Origin of the sequence: Methylocystis sp. MJC1 (assembly GCF_026427715.1) — a bacterium.
GTDB lineage: Bacteria > Pseudomonadota > Alphaproteobacteria > Rhizobiales > Beijerinckiaceae > Methylocystis.
The window spans coordinates 311,235-326,204 of sequence record NZ_CP107559.1; the positions used below are offsets into that span (position 1 = coordinate 311,235).

A 14,970-nucleotide genomic window follows, 5' to 3' on the forward strand; every position below is an offset into this window, starting at 1 on the left:
TTTCGGACAGTCGCTCGCGCCAAAGCTGCACCGCAGAGGATCAGTCGTCCCGCGGCGTGAAAGTCACATGGGTAAGCGACACGGTGAGGCCGTGAGCGTCGCTCTTCGTCTCAATCTGCGCCTTAACCTGTTGGGCTAGAGCCTTTACGAGCGTGCTGCCAAGGCCATCAGACGACGCCGGCGTTTCGCCTGGCCGTCCCACGCCATTGTCCGCCACGGTCAGCCGCCAATTGTCGCCAGATGTTTCATATTTGACCACAATTTCCGCGTCGGGCCGATTGGTTGGAAATGCGTATTTCAAGGAGTTGATGACTAACTCGGTCACTATGAGGCCGAGACTGACAGCGACGGTCGAAGCAGCACAGGCATCGTCGAACTCGTAACGAAGCGACACGCGTCTATTGTCGTCGACCATGGAGCAAACGAGGCTATCGCAAATCGTCTTGAAATAAGGAGGCAGGCTAACAGTCTTGGCTCGGGCAGCGCCGTCGATATGCCGCTGCATCTCAGCGACGGACATGACACGCGTGTAAGCGTCTTGAAGATGCTTCCGCGCCTCCTCGGAGGTAGTCGCGCGCGTCTTGATCATCAGGATGTTGGCGATGATTTGCAGGCTGTTGGATATGCGGTGCTGCATTTCCAGCAGCAACACGTGCTTCTCCTTAAGCAAATTCTGGGTCTCAATAAGAAGTTCCTGCTTCTCCCTTTCGATCGAGCGGCGCTCAGTGACGTCGTGAAACAAGACCAAAATGGCTTTGTGGACGTTGTGAGCAAAGAAGACCTCGCTCACCTCGACGACCAGACACCGTTTTCCGATGCGCGGAAAATCCTTCTCGATTTCAACGGCTTTGCTGGCTGTGTGATCGGCCAGGGCCTTTTCGAGCAAGGCCACGAGACCGACAACATTCAAGCTGCCGTCTAGAATGTCATAAACCGGATGGCCGTCGACCGCTTCCGGCTCAACCTGGAATTCCCGAAGAAAGGATCGGCTGGCTGTTTTGACGTTGAGCTGGCAATCGAGCACCAGAAGCGGGTCGCGCACTGTGTCGACGATCGCGTGCGCCAGCAGCGCCGCGTATTGAGGGTCCAACGGTTCCGTAGTGATTTCGAAAAATCCCTTGGAGTTTTAGCGCGCAACCCTTTGCATCGCACCATGGCGCGCTTTTGAGGCGCATAGCAAGCGAAGCTATCAGGCCGTCAGGCTTGTTATGTGTGCAGTGCACCATAGCTAACCCCGGACGTACGCAACGGCCGCCAAACAATCCCAACTGGCCGAGCAAGGGGAATCCCGACATGCAAGGCAAAAAACTCTTCCTGTGCGCCTTGGCGCTGACGTCCTTTTTCGCGAACTCTCCCGGGATGGGCGACGAAGCGAAGGTGACGATGAAGCCCCTCATGGCCGCCAGCCATGCGTCGGGTTCGAAGCACATCCTCAGTTTTTTCGTGAGTAGGGACGGCGTTTGTAACCTGACCCTGATGGTGTCGGAACTGGAAAACAGCCATCCCGAGGAGACGGGTTCGCGAGTGTTGGTAGCGCTCGACCCGTTTAAATCGACCCGCCTAGACATCGCCGACGGTAAATCTCTGGAATTCGTCTGCGAGCAATCGGCCGCGATGATGACCGTGTGGCGCGTCGATCGGATTTCCTATCTGGAAAAAATGTAGATCGCCAATGCGCCGGAGCCGCGTGGTGGAGAAAAGATGATAATCCACCAAACCCAAAATCTCACCAAATAGATTGGTCAACGACTGATAGTAAATGCAAATAGCTTTGCTTTAAGGCTGAATCAGCCCTCAACTTGTCGTGGATAGGATATTTAAGGTTCTGTCGCAAATTTTTGTCTGAAGTCGGCCTGGGTTACGCTAGTTGGCGGGGCAGGCGGAACAGCGCGATGATCGAGTTCAAAGGGAGCCATTTCGAACGTGACGTGATCCTCTGGGGCGTGCGCTGGTATGTCGCCTACCCGATCAGTTACCGGCAGCTCGAGGAGATGATGGAAGAGCGCGGGGTCGAAGTCGACCATTCGACGCTCAATCGCTGGGTCATGAAATACGCGCCCGAGCTGGAGCGTCAGTTCCGTTCCCGCAAGCGGCCGGTCGGCGCCAGCTGGCGGCTGGATGAGACCTATGTGAAGATCAAAGGTTCCTGGAGATATCTCTATCGGGCTGTCGACAAAGCCGGCGCCACGGTGGACTTCCTGCTGACGGCAAAGCGGGATCGCAAAGATGCGTTGCGGTTCCTGCGCCGAGCGATCGGTCAGAACGGCGCGCCGAAGAAGATCACGATCGATAAGAGCGGCGCCAACACCGCTGCAATCGAGAGCTACAACGCCGAGAACGAGGCGAACATCGAAATCCGACGAAGGAAATATCTCAATAACATCGTCGAGCAGGACCACCGAGCGATCAAGCGGGTGGTGCGGCCGGCGCTGGGGTTCAAATCCTTTCGCTCGGCCGCAGCAACGCTCGCCGGCGTCGAGCTCATGCACATGATCCGAAAAGGGCAGTTGCAAACGACGGGCAAATTGCGCCCAGCGAAGCAGTTCTACGCTCTCGCCGCATAAGCCTCGAGAGGCCCGCTGTCGCGCGTCTCGCCCTCACGCAAAATTTGCGACAGAACCGTGACGCCCGCCTGCGCGCACGCTAGACCGGGCCGAAGGCGCTGGGACCGCGCGGTGAATAGATTGATCGGTCTCTTGATGACCCTGAGCGGGCGGTGAGCCCAGCCAACTTGAATGACGCGAAAGCAGTGTCGCGACCTCCAAATCCACCTGGAAACGGGAACCATCGGCGCCAGTTCGGCGTTCACGCGGGCGTTCACGCGGGAATGTCGGTGGAATTTGCTCGAATATCACGAAATGGCCGAATGCTCCTCTATTTCCATACAGGAAAGGAGTGTTCAAAATGGCTAAGGTTGTCCTCGTGCTGTATGACGATCCCGTCGACGGCTATCCTAAAACCTACCCGCGCGACGATCTGCCGAAAATCCTGAAGTATCCAGACGGTCAGACTGTGCCCAACCCGAAGGCGATCGACTTTACGCCGGGCGCATTGCTTGGCAGCGTCTCGGGGGAGTTGGGACTGCGCGAATATCTCGAAAGCCAAGGCTACACGGTCGTCGTCACCTCGGACAAGGACGGGCCGAATTCTAGGCTTGAGCAGGAGCTGCATGATGCGGAAATCGTCATCTCGCAGCCGTTCTGGCCGGCTTATCTGACGGAGGAACGCATCGCCAAGGCCCCGAAGCTCAAACTCGCGGTGACCGCGGGCATCGGCTCCGATCATGTGGATCTGCAGGCGGCGATCGATCGCAAAATCACGGTCACGGAAGTCACCTTCTGCAATTCGATCAGCGTCGCCGAGCACGTCGTGATGATGATCCTCGGCCTCGTGCGCAACTATATTCCCTCCTATAACTGGGTCATCAAGGGCGGTTGGAACATCGCCGACTGCGTCTCGCGCTCTTACGACGTGGAGGGCATGCATATCGGCACCGTGGCCGCCGGTCGCATCGGTCTTGCGGTGTTGCGACGCCTGAAACCCTTCGACGTGCAGCTGCATTACTTCGACCGCCATCGTCTCCCGGAGGCGGTGGAGAAGGAGCTCGATCTGCATTGGCATGCGAACGTCGAGGATATGGTGTCGGTTTGCGATGTGGTGACGATCAACTGCCCGCTCCATCCTGAAACAGAGCATATGTTCGACGCCAAGATGCTCTCGAAGATGAAGCGCGGCGCCTATCTCGTGAACACGGCCCGCGGAAAGATCTGCGATCGCGACGCGATCGTGTGCGCGCTCGAGAGCGGCCAACTCGCAGGCTACGCGGGCGATGTGTGGTTCCCCCAACCAGCGCCGAAGGATCATCCCTGGCGCGCCATGCCCCATCATGGCATGACGCCTCATATCTCGGGGACCTCGCTTTCCGCGCAGGCGCGCTACGCCGCCGGCGTGCGCGAGATCTTGGAGTGCTGGTTCGAGGGAAGGCCGATCCGCGACGAATATCTCATCGTAGACGGCGGCAAGCTCGCTGGAGTCGGCGCCCATTCCTACAGCGCCGGCGACGCCACAAAGGGTTCGGAAGAGGCCGCGCGGTTCCAGAGAGCCTCGTAGCCTAGCCGAGCGCCGTAGAAAGGGGGAGGCGGCCGGTCGCCCCCCTTTTATTGGACGCCTTCACTCGTTCAGCCGGGCGCGAGATGGGCGCTGAATGTAATTCGTGGCGGGGGTCCGACGCCGATCGGCGCGGAGTCACGAGCGCTAAACTTTGATTTAGCTGTCGCGGAAATCGCTGAGCGGGATCAAAGTGGGTATCTGCAGAACGCAGGCTTAGATATTTCCTTCGCGCCCAGCCGCCGATCAATGCGGATCAATGCGAAGAGGAGCGTCGGAACGCGATGGCCGAAGACGAGAATTGGTTCGATCTCTGCTCTCTGGAGGAGGCATCACGGGCGCCGCTCCGCCGCGTCAGAGCTGGCAACATGGAATTTGCGGTTTCCTTTAAAGACTCAAGAGTCGGGGTAATTTCCAATGCCTGCAATCATTTCGGCGGCCCCCTTGGCGAAGGGCGGTTGGACGGGGAGTATATTGTCTGTCCATGGCACAATTGGAAATTCCAACGTTGCTCTGGGGTCGGCGAACCTGGCTTCGAAGGAGATTGCGTCCCGGCCTATCCGGTGAAAGTCGAAAATGGGCGCGTGCTCGTGGATCTGAACGCCGCCACGAAACGCGAGCGGACGCCGCACGCACAGCATCCGCTTGCAAGACGGATCCAACGCGCCCCCGGCCCGCTGCGTCTCGCGGGCATCGCAACCTCAGTGATGGATGCGTCGAACCCAAGGTTTTCCGGCTCGGAACACGTACTCGCTCAAGCTTTGAAAGCCGCTAACGAACTTGGCGCTGAGACGCGGCTGATCAGCTTGAACGAGCTAAAATTCCGCGCCTGCGAAGGATACTATTCAAAATCCGCGCATGCGTGCACTTGGCCGTGTTCGATAACGCAGATGGATGAAAATGATCAGATGGATCGCATATATGAGGCTCTGGTGCATTGGGCTGACGCAATTCTCGTAGCGTCGCCTATCCGTTGGGGCGCTGCCTCCTCGCTCTATTTCAAGATGGCCGAACGGCTCAATTGCGTTCAAAACCAGATCACAATCGCCAATCGCGTGCTTATTCGCAACAAGGTTGCGGGTTTCATCATTGTGGGCGGGCAGGACAATATTCAGGCAGTGGCCGGGCAAATGCTCGGATTTTTCGCCGAGCTCGGCTTCATCTTCCCCCAATTTCCCTTTATTGCCCACTCGCGAGGTTGGTCGCACGAAGATATGGAACGAAACGTCGAAATCGTACGCCATTCCAAGGAGTTGGCAGAGGGCGCGGCCATGCTTGCAAAACGCTGCTTCGATCTCGCGAAGGATCTGATTGCGCGTGAGGCCCCTGCTTCAATTCACCGCGGAGGTCGCAAAGCGCATTCGCTTCGCACCGAGCGACCCGAACCGTGACCTCGGCCATAGTGCTGAACGTGGCGTCGAGGGAGACGGAGAAGAGTGCCCTCCTACAAGCCCATTTGCAATTTTGCGGCACGTCCTTAGGGTGCACTGGCGCAAATTCCGTGAAGAGACGCGAAGTGGGATATGAACGTTCAATGGATGGCGCGGCTCTGCAAGGGAAAAACCTGACGAGCAATGCGCATCGTCGGTCTGCGCCGAAGCCGCCTGCGTTCACCCGCCTATCTGCGCCAATGCGCGGCGGACCGGCGTCGGAGATCTGCATATCTCCCGGTAGGGCGGGGCCTGTCGCAAACCCGTAGCGAGGCCGCAAAATCCCGGAGAAAGACCAAATTTCAGGGATCGAAACTATTTGAAGTCCGAAGCAGATCGCGAGCAATTCGTTCGGCTCTGTTGCATTAGCGAAAAATCGTCCAGAGCGAGGTGAAAAATCCGTGCAAAATCAGAGGGCGATTTTTCGAATTTTCGGCCAAAACGGCTTAATGGGTTTTGTCGCAAATTTTGCTGAGCTATGTGCAGCGCTTATGATTTTCGGGAGGACGTCCGGCGGAAAATACGATGATCGAGTTCAAGGGCAGCCATTTTGAGCGTGACGTGATCTTGTGGGGCGTGCGGTGGTATGTGGCGTATCCCATCAGCTACCGGCAACTCGAGGAAATGATGGAAGAGCGCGGCGTCGATGTCGACCATTCCACCCTCAATCGGTGGGTCGTCAAATATGCGCCATTGCTGGAGCGTCAGTTCCGCGCCCGCAAGCGCCCGGTCGGCGGGAGCTGGCGACTGGACGAGACCTACGTGAAGGTCAAAGGCTGTTGGAAATATTTGTATCGGGCCGTCGACAAGGCTGGCGCAACGGTGGACTTTCTGCTGACAGCCAAGCGGGACCGCAAAGCCGCGTTGCGGTTTCAGCGCAAGGCGATCGGTCAGCATGGCGCGCCGGCAAAAATCACGATCGACAAGAGCGGCGCGAACACGGCGGCGATCGAAAGCTACAAGGACGAGGAAAAAGCGGATATCGAAATCCGCTAAGTCAAATATTTGAATAACATCGTTGAACAGGATCACCGAGCCGTCAAGCGCGTGACACGGCCGATGCTGGGTTTCAAATCCTTTCGATCAGCCGCGGCGACGCTCACCGGGATCGAACTCATGCACATGCTCCGCAAGGGACAGCTGGGAACGACGGACGAATTGTGCCCAGCGCAGCAGTTCTATGCCCTGGCGGGGTAAACCAAATCATCCTCACTGCGCGCATCGCGTCTTCGGTGAAAATTTGCGACAAAGCCGATTTGTCCGCCTCCAGGATTGCCTCGATCACCGGGACGAGCGGACCCAGCTTTCGCCGCTCCACAGGTTTCGTGCGGACGTAGCCCGGCGGAGCTGTAGCGGCACATCTTCGCCACTCCGAATAATGCGTCGGTCAATTGGAAAATCGCCCGTTATCGCTCTCAAAAGCGGAGCGCCTGCGCTGCCGTGGCTAAAAAAGAGCCTATGGACGCAATGCGTTTTTGGTGGGATGTGCAAACGGAAATATCAATGCTTGCCGTAATCGAGAGGTACGCCTTTCCGCTGCGCCAGAATATAGGCCTCGAGCGCCTTCAGCCGGGGATCGTCGTCGGCGAAGGGCTTGCCACGAACAGGGTTCTCGACGCACCAGTTGATCATGTCGCGAAGCAGTGCAACGCGGCCTAACTGAACTTGGTATTTAGGATAGGTTTCGGGATGGGTATTGGCGCCGTCAGGATGGCACATATCGCAGGAGATGGCGTGGGTCCCGCCCAACGCCTTGGCGTCGTGGAAAATCCGTTTGCCCTCCGCAACCAGCTTGTCCGTCGACTCTTGCCAGATTTTCCTGTCACGATCAGTGAAGGCACCGTAGGTTTGGAACTGGCTTTTCGGCGGAGTGGTCGGAGGAGTCGCGCTGCCCTCGGATTGCGGGGAGGGCAGCGTCATCCTCTGTGCGTCAATCCATTCTGCATTCGGATGCTTGTCTCGCCATTTTTGCATAAGCGCGTCTGCAACCCGTTGCGCCTCTTCGCGCGTTATTGGATCGCCCGGTTTAATGCCCGGGACTTCCATCGAAGTTTCGCCGTCGCAGAGGCCCACAATGAGATTTCCGGCTTGCGAGACTGGAAGATTATGGCGAGGCATTTCATCCCCAGCGAGCGCAGGGCAAGCCGAAAGAATTGAAAGGGCGAGAGGGGCGAGTAGACGCACGCTTATTCTCCTTGGAAAATTTTCTGCGTCCTCCACGGCGCGGAAAGGAGCGGGTTAATAGGCGAAGCGCCGCTCCCTGCTAATAGCTCGACAGCGTCGTAGCTGGCGGACGATCTCGCGCGCCGTTCGAAACGAGATACGTCGAACGAATGCTCACCGGATCGCGGTTCCATAAGTTGTAGACCTTGTCGATCATCCCCGAGGTGAGCACGTCGATCTGGCCGTCGCCGCAACCATCAAAAGCGTTGAAAGGATCGGCGCGGTTCATCTGGACCGTCAGCTTGGGAAGGCCTTCCGGGGCGTAAGGCCACGGCCAGGCCGTCGAAAGAAGCCCGTAGAAATTGATTTTATCGATGCGATTGAGAAGGAGCTGGTGCGTATGGCCGTGAATGACGGTCACCTTGTCGAATCTCGCCAGGATCGCCTGAACTTCGTCGGCGTCTTCGGTCCAGAAATTCCAGTTCCGATAATACTTGTAGAGCGGCGAATGTGAAAAGACGATGATCGGGGTTTTCTTGTCGACCGCGGCGAGGTCTTGCTTCAGCCATTCGCGTCCTGCGGCGCCAACCTCGAAGCGCGACTGAACGCCATTATCGAGCCCGGCGACAGTCTGCATCCGTTCCATCGGCGTCATCCCGCGCGCTGTCCAGAAATCTTTCTCCTCGACGCTCATCAGCGTCACGAAATGCACGCCCTTGTGATCAAAGGAATATTGAGGCGCCCCGAAGAGCGCCCGCCACTGTTCGCCCATGTCGAGGAACCAATCATGTTCGCCAACCATCATCTTCACGGGCGCCCGCAACTCTTTGAGGATCTGGGCGCCGAGGGCGAGTTCTTGCTTCTGCCCGAGCTGGGCCAAATCTCCGCCAAAGAGAACGAAATCGGGTTGCGGATCGAGGGCGTTGACGTCGGCGACGGCTTTCAGGGCGGATCGGACAAAGCGGTCATTGACGTCCCGCGTGTAGAGATGCGTATCCGAGATATAGGCAAATGTGAAAGCTGGCCCGCCAGCTTCAGCGGCAGCCACTTCGACAAGCTGGAAGCTATGGGGAGCCACAAGCCCTTTTGCCGCAGCGAAGCCCGCCGAAGCGGCGGTAACCCGGAGGAAGCCGCGCCGCGACACCGCGCCAAGCCGTGTGAGACCCCTGAAAAAGGATTCCCGTTCCTCATAGTGCTTGGTCTCAACGCTCTTGTGCCGGCTTGACATGGGCTCGTCTCCTAGAACGCGCCGATTGTTGCGGGGTTGCGCAGGTCCGGAACGGGCGCGGCGTCGCCGAGATCGCCCTTCTTGCCCAGCGCCACGTCAGCGTCGCGCTGTGGCCGAGTGTTCCGGAGCGCTGTCTGCCTAGCCATCTCCGTCTTATTGAAGTCCGCGAATCGGTCATCGGTGAGCGTAAATAGAAAAGCGACAAGATCGTCGATTTCGGCCTCGCTGAGCGCCAGACGTTCCATTCCCCCGTCGAGGAACGGATTGGGGACGCCACCTTTGTTGTAATGGTCCATTACGTCCCACAGGGTCGTCAGCGAACCATCGTGCATATAGGGTCCGGTGATGCCGATATTGCGCAAGGTCTCGCTCTTGAAAGCGCCGATATCGGCTTGGTTTTTCGTTACCAGGAAGCGGCCGAGTTCCGAATATTCGGTCTGTAATGCGAGTTCGTCGATCTGCTTGACGTCGCCGCCCTTGATGATGGCGAGCGCCTTTCGAGCCAGCTCAACAAAATTTTGCTTGTGAGCGGCGACCCCGATGTTATGGAACTTTTGATCGGAAAAGAGCGGCGAAACCGAGTTGAACGCGTGACATGCGCTACACCGCGCTTTTCCCTGGAACAAGGCCCAACCGCGCTTGGCCGACTCGCTCATCGCGTTCTGGTCGCCGGCCATGAAGTGATCAAAGGGAGAATTGCCGGAATATTGAGTGCGTTCGAAGGCGGCGATTGCTACAGCGATGTCGTCATAGGTCGCCTCGCCTCCGAAGACGGATTTGAAGGCGGCGTTATATTCCGAAATGTTACGCACCTTGGCGACGACGTTATCGGGGCTTTTTTGAGCCATCTCGATTGGATTGATGATCGGAAGCTTGGCTTGGTCCTCAAGGGTCGGCGCTCGTCCATCCCAGAACTGAGTAGCCTGAAACATGGCGTTTAGAACGGTCGGCGCATTTCGCTGCCCAAGCTTTCCCTGAACGCCCGCCGAGGTTGCGGCGCCGCGATGATCTGTGAACCCCTTTGCCGGATCATGGCAGGTCTCGCAGGCGACAGAGTCGTCCAATGAAAGACGTTTATCTTTGAATAGCTTTTCGCCGAGAGAAATGAGCGCCTGTGTCGGCTCCCGGCTGCGGGCGATGGCCGTCGCATATAATTCAGAGGAGACGCCAAGCGGTAGCGTCAACGCCCCTGATGTAGACTGACTTTCGGCAGCCTTAACCGTTTGATCCCATCCATTAGCGCCGCCGGTTAACAGTCCCGCAACAATGGCGGCGGCGATGATCGTGAGCGGTGGCTTTGTCCTTGGCTTTCGCATCGTCGTTTACCCCCAAACGCATATTGCGAGGCTCTGCGAGACGAAGGGGTTTCTGTGGGCTGTCTGTGCCCTACCGCCTAAACGCTAACGCTATGGTTGGCGTTCCTAAAGCGCGCGATAATATATTCGAGGCTCGACTTACCAAAAAGACGGTCAGCAGGACCGTCAGACTGCTAGCTGTTGATCAGCGTGGGGTCCCGACGCCGATCGGCGTGCCAAGCTGTTGACTTTACGCAAATCGGCGGGGTCACCTCACCGTGCCGTTTCACACGGATCGAACGCATCGTCTCCACCGGCCAAGCGAGTCCGCTTGGCTTCTGGTACGACCAGGAGCAGACCGAATGGGTCGTTCTGCTGAGCGGCTCAGCGGGATTGATGTTCGAGGGGGAGGATGCTCTGCACATTTTGCGTTCAGGGAGCTATGTCGAAATCCCTGCCCACCTTCGGCATCGCGTCGAATGGACCGACGCAGCCGAGCCAACTGTTTGGCTGGCGGTGCACGCCAAATAGGAATAATCGGATGGGATCACTGGCCCCCTCAACCGCGCCTATCGAGGAAAGCCAGAAGCTCGCTTCAGCGATCAAGCGACGCTAATTTAGCGTGTCTCCGCGAAGACCGCTCTCCGTCGGGAACGGCGGCAACTGCCCGTAGGTCGCCGCATCTATGAGCGCTCCCGCAGCGATTTCGCCCATTCGATCGAGAAGATCATGCGACAGAGCGACTGAAGTCGGTCGAACTGTCGTGAGATCGACAATCTCCGTCAACGGTCGGTAAGGATTGCGAGTTGAGCAGCGGTGTCGTTCGTCATGGGCGACCTCTCAGAACTCTCACTCATTTAAGAATGGGGCAAAACGATCCTCCCCAAGAACGCTCGCAGCCCATGAAAGTGGTCACCAAGACGCACTGAGAACGGTTCTGTCGCAAACTTTTGTGCCAGAACGGCCTGAGTTATGATGGCTGGAATCCAGGGGCGGACAGAATAGCACGATGATCGAGTTCAAGGGCAGCCATTTTGAACGTGATCCTATGGGGCGTCCGCGGGTATGTCGCCTACCCGATCAGTTATCGGCAGCTCGAGGAGATGATGGAAGAGCGCGGGGTCGAGGTCGACCATTCGACGCTCAATCGCTGGGTCGTCAAATAGGGGTCAGCGCAGAATCTTCCCAAAATTGTACTCTAAGCTGCATCGAGTAGCTCGGATCGCGGGTTTCTGAGGGGCCGGAAGGCGTTCTGGAGAGGCTCGGTCGGCCAAACATAGTCGCCGTTGAAGGTGATGTGCTCCCAGCGGAGTGGCGCGATATGAGCGAGCAAATCGTCAGGGACCCGTTCGCCGCTGGAGCGCAGTTCGGCAACGGCGTGGCTGAGATAGACCGTATTCCAAAGGATGACGGCCGAGACGACGAGATTGAGGCCTGAGGCCCGGTAGCGCTGATTTTCGAAGGTCCGGTCGCGGATCTCGCCAAGCCGATGAAAGAACACCGCCCTGGCGAGCGCGTTGCGCGCCTCGCCCTTGTTGAGGCCTGCATTTGTTCGCCGCCGTAGAACGGGGTCGCTGATCCAGTCGAGGGTGAAGAGCGTGCGTTCGAGCCGGCCTATCTCTCGGAGGGTCTTCGCCAGCGCATTCTGTTTGGGGTAAGCCGCGAGCCGACGCATCAGGGTGGACGGTGCGACGGTCCCAGCTTTGATTGACGCCGCGAGGCGCAACGTCTCATCCCAGTTTTCGCCAATGATGCGAAAGTCGATAGCGCCGCCGATCATCGGGTCGAGAGATGCGTAGGTCGCACGAGCGTCCGCGACATAGAGGCGGCGATCGGCAAGATCGCGAATGCGCGGCGCGAATCTAAACCCCGTGAGATGGCAGAGACCGAACACGTGATCGACGGCGCCCGCCGTGTCCGTATAGTGCTCACGGATATCCAGCGAGCATTCGTGATGAAGCAGGCCGTCCAGAATATGCGCGGCCTCACTGGCGTTGGCCGCGATGACCTTGGTGTGAAACGGCGCGTAGCGAGCGGAGATATGCGTATAGAACTTGACGCCCGGCTCGGACCCGTATTTGGCGTTATAGTCGGCACGCGCTTCCCCATGCCCGCCCGCCTTGAAAAATTGTCCATCCGACGATGACGCGCCACCGTCACCCCATACTCTTGTGAATGGTTGCGCATGTATCGCCTCGGTCAGGCATGCCAGCGCCGCCTGATAGGTTTCGTCGCGAATGTGCCATTCCGCGATCCAGAGCAATTTCGAATGGCTGAATATCTTGGAGCTGCGCGCCATTCTGGCGAGGCCGAGATTGGTGGCGTCCGCGAGCAACGCCGTCATCAGCCCGATATTTTCCTCGGGCGGCGCTCCGGTCCGCAGATGACCGAAATGCTCGGCGAATCCTTTCCAACCGTTGACTTCGGCGAGAAGCTCGGTGATGCGCAGGCGCGGCAGCATGCCGTAAAGCCGCCGGGCGACATCGTCTACTTCGTCATTCTCCTCCCTGCGAATGGGGCTGATCGACAACCCCTCCGCAGTGATTGCCGCCTCGACAAGCTTGCCAGCCGACGCGAGAGCGTCGATTTCTTCGAGACGTGCTTTGAGCAAGACCATTCGCTCAGTGCGCCAGTCATCGAAGCGATCCGGGACGGCCAGTCCCTACTCGCCTTCTTGTCGCCGTGCGACAAAGGTCTCGGGCGGCAAAAGAAAATCGCCGAAGGCGCGGAATGCACGGCTGCCTTCGACCCAAATGTCTCCGGACCGCAAACTGTCGCGTAGCGTCATCATGACCGCGACCTCATATGCCCGACGGTCAAATGTAGAGCCTCGTCCAACGAGCTTGCGCCACGTCGCTTTCAGAAACGCTGTGGGCGGGCGCTGCGGGAGGTGTCTCGGCCGCGCCGCATGAAGTCCACGCAACAGTTCAAGCGCGTCGAGTAATAAGTCGTTTGGTTTCCATGAGCGGAATACAAATACATTGAGCAGGACCGGTATCATCCGGCGCACCGTCGGATATCTTTCGACGATTTCGATCAGATTGTCTTCGCGCGTGTTGGTGACGACAATGTCTGTTTCAGCGACAAGCGCTTTTAAGCGCTCCCAACCAAGCGAGCGTTCAACAGCCGCATCTTGGTCCTCTCCAGACTCCTTCGCCGCCAACATGGCTTTCGCCATGTGGAGCAGCGCACGCGCGGACGCATCGAGCGCTTTCGCTCGATGGAAAAGATTTTCTCTGTAGGTGCGATCGGCGCGGCGGTATACGCCGCCGAGCATCTTGTCGAACATGACAAGCGCCGCGTCCGTTAGGATAGCTTCCATCTCGCGGGCGAACACGACCAGAGCCGCCAGTCGGCGGGGCGTATCGAACCGCGAAAGATGCTGCGCGCTGAGAATAGCTGTTTCCTTGGCTATCGCCCTGTAACGCGCGCGAAGAATCCGTTGCTCGCGATCTGGCCCGACTCCCAAGCTACGAACGAATTGCAGGCGTTCGACGACGCCAACCAGGTTCTTCTGCGTCGGCGCCTCTCGCCAATCACGTAACCAGGCAAGCCGTGTGCGATCTCTGTCGTCGCTGACCGCGATCAACGCCTGCAATTCATTGATCGCCCGCTGCTCCAATCCCTCGATGAGATTCTTGTGGGCCTGCTTTCGGGCGCGAGCGCGAGCCGCCAGACCGATGCGCTCCAAAATTGTCGGCGCGGGCAACAAAATGCTGCGGGATCTCAAAGTCTCGATCATGGCTGCTACGATCGCGTGGCCACGATCCGTCCCAATTGCCTCGTCCGTCGCAATCTCCGCGACAGACCGATAATCGCCGCGACTGAAAGGACGAACGCGCAAATGCGATTGTATCTCACCGAGATGCTCACGACGGGTTTCGTCGCGCTGTGCGTATTCAAGATAAGCACCAGACTCAATTCCGAGCTGACGGGCCAAAAAGGCGAGCATTTCGGGAGCGGGAGTTTCTTCACTGCCAAGAACTCTGCCCGGAAATTTCAAATACGCAAGATGCACGGCGAATCCCAATCGATTGGCGTCGCGCCGTCGTTGACGGATCAACGTCAAATCATCGGGCGAGAGCGTGTAATGCCGGACGATTGCGGCCGGATCTCTCGGTGGGTCGAACAACTCAGCCCGAGATTGCGGAGAAAGAATTTCGTGCTTTTTCATTGTTGGCCCCCTGGAGCGCACCAAAATGGTGACGCTGCAGTTTGGCCGGAAATTCAAAAATCAGCATTCTGGACGCGAAATCAGTGGTCTAAATCCGGATGAGCCGCTGTTTTCAGCCTGGCCTACCCCCTTAAAGTACGATTTTGGGAAGATTCTGTGCTGACCCCTATGAGCGAGCGACAAGCTGCGTTCGGCCATCATTTCCACGAGATCTCGGAAACTGAGCTTGTATCGCAAATACCAGCGCACGCAGAGAATGATGATCTCCCGCTCGAAATGGCGGCCCTTGAAAAGCTCGTCGACGCTCAGCATCAAAATCACCCGGCCCAGCTAACCCTGCCGACTATGCCCCGTTCACCCCCTTTGCACCAGAGCCGTTCGCCTCGCTTGAAAACCAGCCCGCAACCAGAAAATTGCGCCAGCCTACCTCCATGCAACAAGGATTTTGAACCCGATACGCGCTGGCTTCCGGCCCTCCGGTTTCTATTCCCCGAAATCGGCGCACGCGTCCACGCCCACATCGAACAAAGAAAGCAGGCTCCTTTGAGAACGATCGAATAAGCAAGGGCCGCG

At 58.0% G+C, this 14,970-nt stretch carries 11 protein-coding genes and 3 pseudogenes; 7 read left to right on the forward strand and 7 right to left on the reverse strand.

Annotated features, from left to right (window positions below):
- Nucleotides 1–40 precede the first annotated feature (40 nt).
- Nucleotides 41–1,090, reverse strand: a complete 1,050-nt coding sequence (locus tag OGR47_RS20310) for a sensor histidine kinase (protein WP_253948136.1) — start codon at nucleotides 1,088–1,090, stop codon at nucleotides 41–43.
- Between the two features lie 203 nt (nucleotides 1,091–1,293).
- Between OGR47_RS20310 and OGR47_RS20315 the strand changes: the two genes are divergently transcribed.
- The 5 genes and pseudogenes from OGR47_RS20315 to OGR47_RS20335 all read left to right on the forward strand — a co-directional run bounded on the left by OGR47_RS20315 (nucleotide 1,294) and on the right by OGR47_RS20335 (nucleotide 6,734).
- Entirely contained in the window at nucleotides 1,294–1,665 is a 372-nt protein-coding gene (locus OGR47_RS20315; RefSeq protein ID WP_165055970.1) for a hypothetical protein, read from the forward strand.
- Between the two features lie 227 nt (nucleotides 1,666–1,892).
- On the forward strand, nucleotides 1,893–2,564 hold the full coding sequence (locus OGR47_RS20320) for an IS6 family transposase (protein ID WP_165055969.1): 672 nt from the start codon (nucleotides 1,893–1,895) through the stop codon (nucleotides 2,562–2,564).
- Nucleotides 2,565–2,904: 340 nt separating this feature from the next.
- Nucleotides 2,905–4,110 carry an NAD-dependent formate dehydrogenase gene (locus tag OGR47_RS20325; protein ID WP_165055968.1) on the forward strand — a complete coding sequence of 402 codons (1,206 nt, stop codon included), beginning with the start codon at nucleotides 2,905–2,907 and terminating at the stop codon, nucleotides 4,108–4,110.
- A gap of 281 nt (nucleotides 4,111–4,391) precedes the next feature.
- The gene (locus OGR47_RS20330) at nucleotides 4,392–5,498 is read left to right on the forward strand and encodes a Rieske 2Fe-2S domain-containing protein (RefSeq protein ID WP_165055967.1); all 1,107 of its coding nucleotides are present in this window, start codon (nucleotides 4,392–4,394) and stop codon (nucleotides 5,496–5,498) included.
- A gap of 564 nt (nucleotides 5,499–6,062) precedes the next feature.
- Nucleotides 6,063–6,734: pseudogene (locus OGR47_RS20335) on the forward strand (IS6 family transposase).
- 303 nt (nucleotides 6,735–7,037) lie between these two features.
- On the opposite strand, the gene OGR47_RS20340 reads toward OGR47_RS20335, so the two are convergent.
- The 3 genes from OGR47_RS20340 to OGR47_RS20350 all read right to left on the reverse strand — a co-directional run bounded on the left by OGR47_RS20340 (nucleotide 7,038) and on the right by OGR47_RS20350 (nucleotide 10,112).
- Nucleotides 7,038–7,583, reverse strand: a complete 546-nt coding sequence (locus OGR47_RS20340; protein WP_206527513.1) for a c-type cytochrome — start codon at nucleotides 7,581–7,583, stop codon at nucleotides 7,038–7,040.
- Between the two features lie 217 nt (nucleotides 7,584–7,800).
- A complete protein-coding gene (locus OGR47_RS20345; protein ID WP_165055966.1) occupies nucleotides 7,801–8,928 on the reverse strand; it encodes a metallophosphoesterase family protein in 1,128 nt (375 codons plus the stop codon).
- An 11-nt stretch (nucleotides 8,929–8,939) separates the two neighbouring features.
- A complete protein-coding gene (locus tag OGR47_RS20350; protein WP_206527512.1) occupies nucleotides 8,940–10,112 on the reverse strand; it encodes a cytochrome-c peroxidase in 1,173 nt (390 codons plus the stop codon).
- A gap of 369 nt (nucleotides 10,113–10,481) precedes the next feature.
- Here OGR47_RS20350 and OGR47_RS20355 point away from each other — a divergent pair, with 369 nt between their 5' ends.
- Together OGR47_RS20355 and OGR47_RS20360 are read left to right on the forward strand one after the other, a co-directional pair.
- Nucleotides 10,482–10,754 carry a cupin domain-containing protein gene (locus OGR47_RS20355; protein ID WP_371824451.1) on the forward strand — a complete coding sequence of 91 codons (273 nt, stop codon included), beginning with the start codon at nucleotides 10,482–10,484 and terminating at the stop codon, nucleotides 10,752–10,754.
- A 478-nt stretch (nucleotides 10,755–11,232) separates the two neighbouring features.
- Nucleotides 11,233–11,380: pseudogene (locus tag OGR47_RS20360) on the forward strand (IS6 family transposase); the annotation flags it as partial.
- 41 nt (nucleotides 11,381–11,421) lie between these two features.
- Here OGR47_RS20360 and OGR47_RS20365 read toward each other — a convergent pair.
- From OGR47_RS20365 to OGR47_RS20375, 3 genes and pseudogenes are all read right to left on the reverse strand, one after another.
- Nucleotides 11,422–12,882 (reverse strand): Tn3 family transposase, encoded by a 1,461-nt coding sequence (locus tag OGR47_RS20365; RefSeq protein WP_256367653.1) that lies wholly within the window; start codon nucleotides 12,880–12,882, stop codon nucleotides 11,422–11,424.
- Between the two features lie 3 nt (nucleotides 12,883–12,885).
- On the reverse strand, nucleotides 12,886–14,397 hold the full coding sequence (locus OGR47_RS20370) for a DUF4158 domain-containing protein (RefSeq protein ID WP_253948138.1): 1,512 nt from the start codon (nucleotides 14,395–14,397) through the stop codon (nucleotides 12,886–12,888).
- Nucleotides 14,398–14,565: 168 nt separating this feature from the next.
- A pseudogene (locus OGR47_RS20375) lies at nucleotides 14,566–14,709 on the reverse strand (IS6 family transposase); the annotation flags it as partial.
- Between the last annotated feature and the right edge of the window lie 261 nt (nucleotides 14,710–14,970).

What these genes read in the sequence shown, in the direction of transcription:
- OGR47_RS20340 (WP_206527513.1), bottom strand. Translation starts at nt 7,583, where the DNA reads ATGGAAGTCCCGGGCATTAAACCGGGCGATCCAATAACGCGCGAAGAG.
- OGR47_RS20345 (WP_165055966.1), bottom strand. Translation starts at nt 8,928, where the DNA reads ATGTCAAGCCGGCACAAGAGCGTTGAGACCAAGCACTATGAGGAACGG.
- OGR47_RS20315 (WP_165055970.1), top strand. Translation starts at nt 1,294, where the DNA reads ATGCAAGGCAAAAAACTCTTCCTGTGCGCCTTGGCGCTGACGTCCTTT.
- OGR47_RS20320 (WP_165055969.1), top strand. Translation starts at nt 1,893, where the DNA reads ATGATCGAGTTCAAAGGGAGCCATTTCGAACGTGACGTGATCCTCTGG.
- OGR47_RS20330 (WP_165055967.1), top strand. Translation starts at nt 4,392, where the DNA reads ATGGCCGAAGACGAGAATTGGTTCGATCTCTGCTCTCTGGAGGAGGCA.
- OGR47_RS20370 (WP_253948138.1), bottom strand. Translation starts at nt 14,397, where the DNA reads ATGAAAAAGCACGAAATTCTTTCTCCGCAATCTCGGGCTGAGTTGTTC.
- OGR47_RS20325 (WP_165055968.1), top strand. Translation starts at nt 2,905, where the DNA reads ATGGCTAAGGTTGTCCTCGTGCTGTATGACGATCCCGTCGACGGCTAT.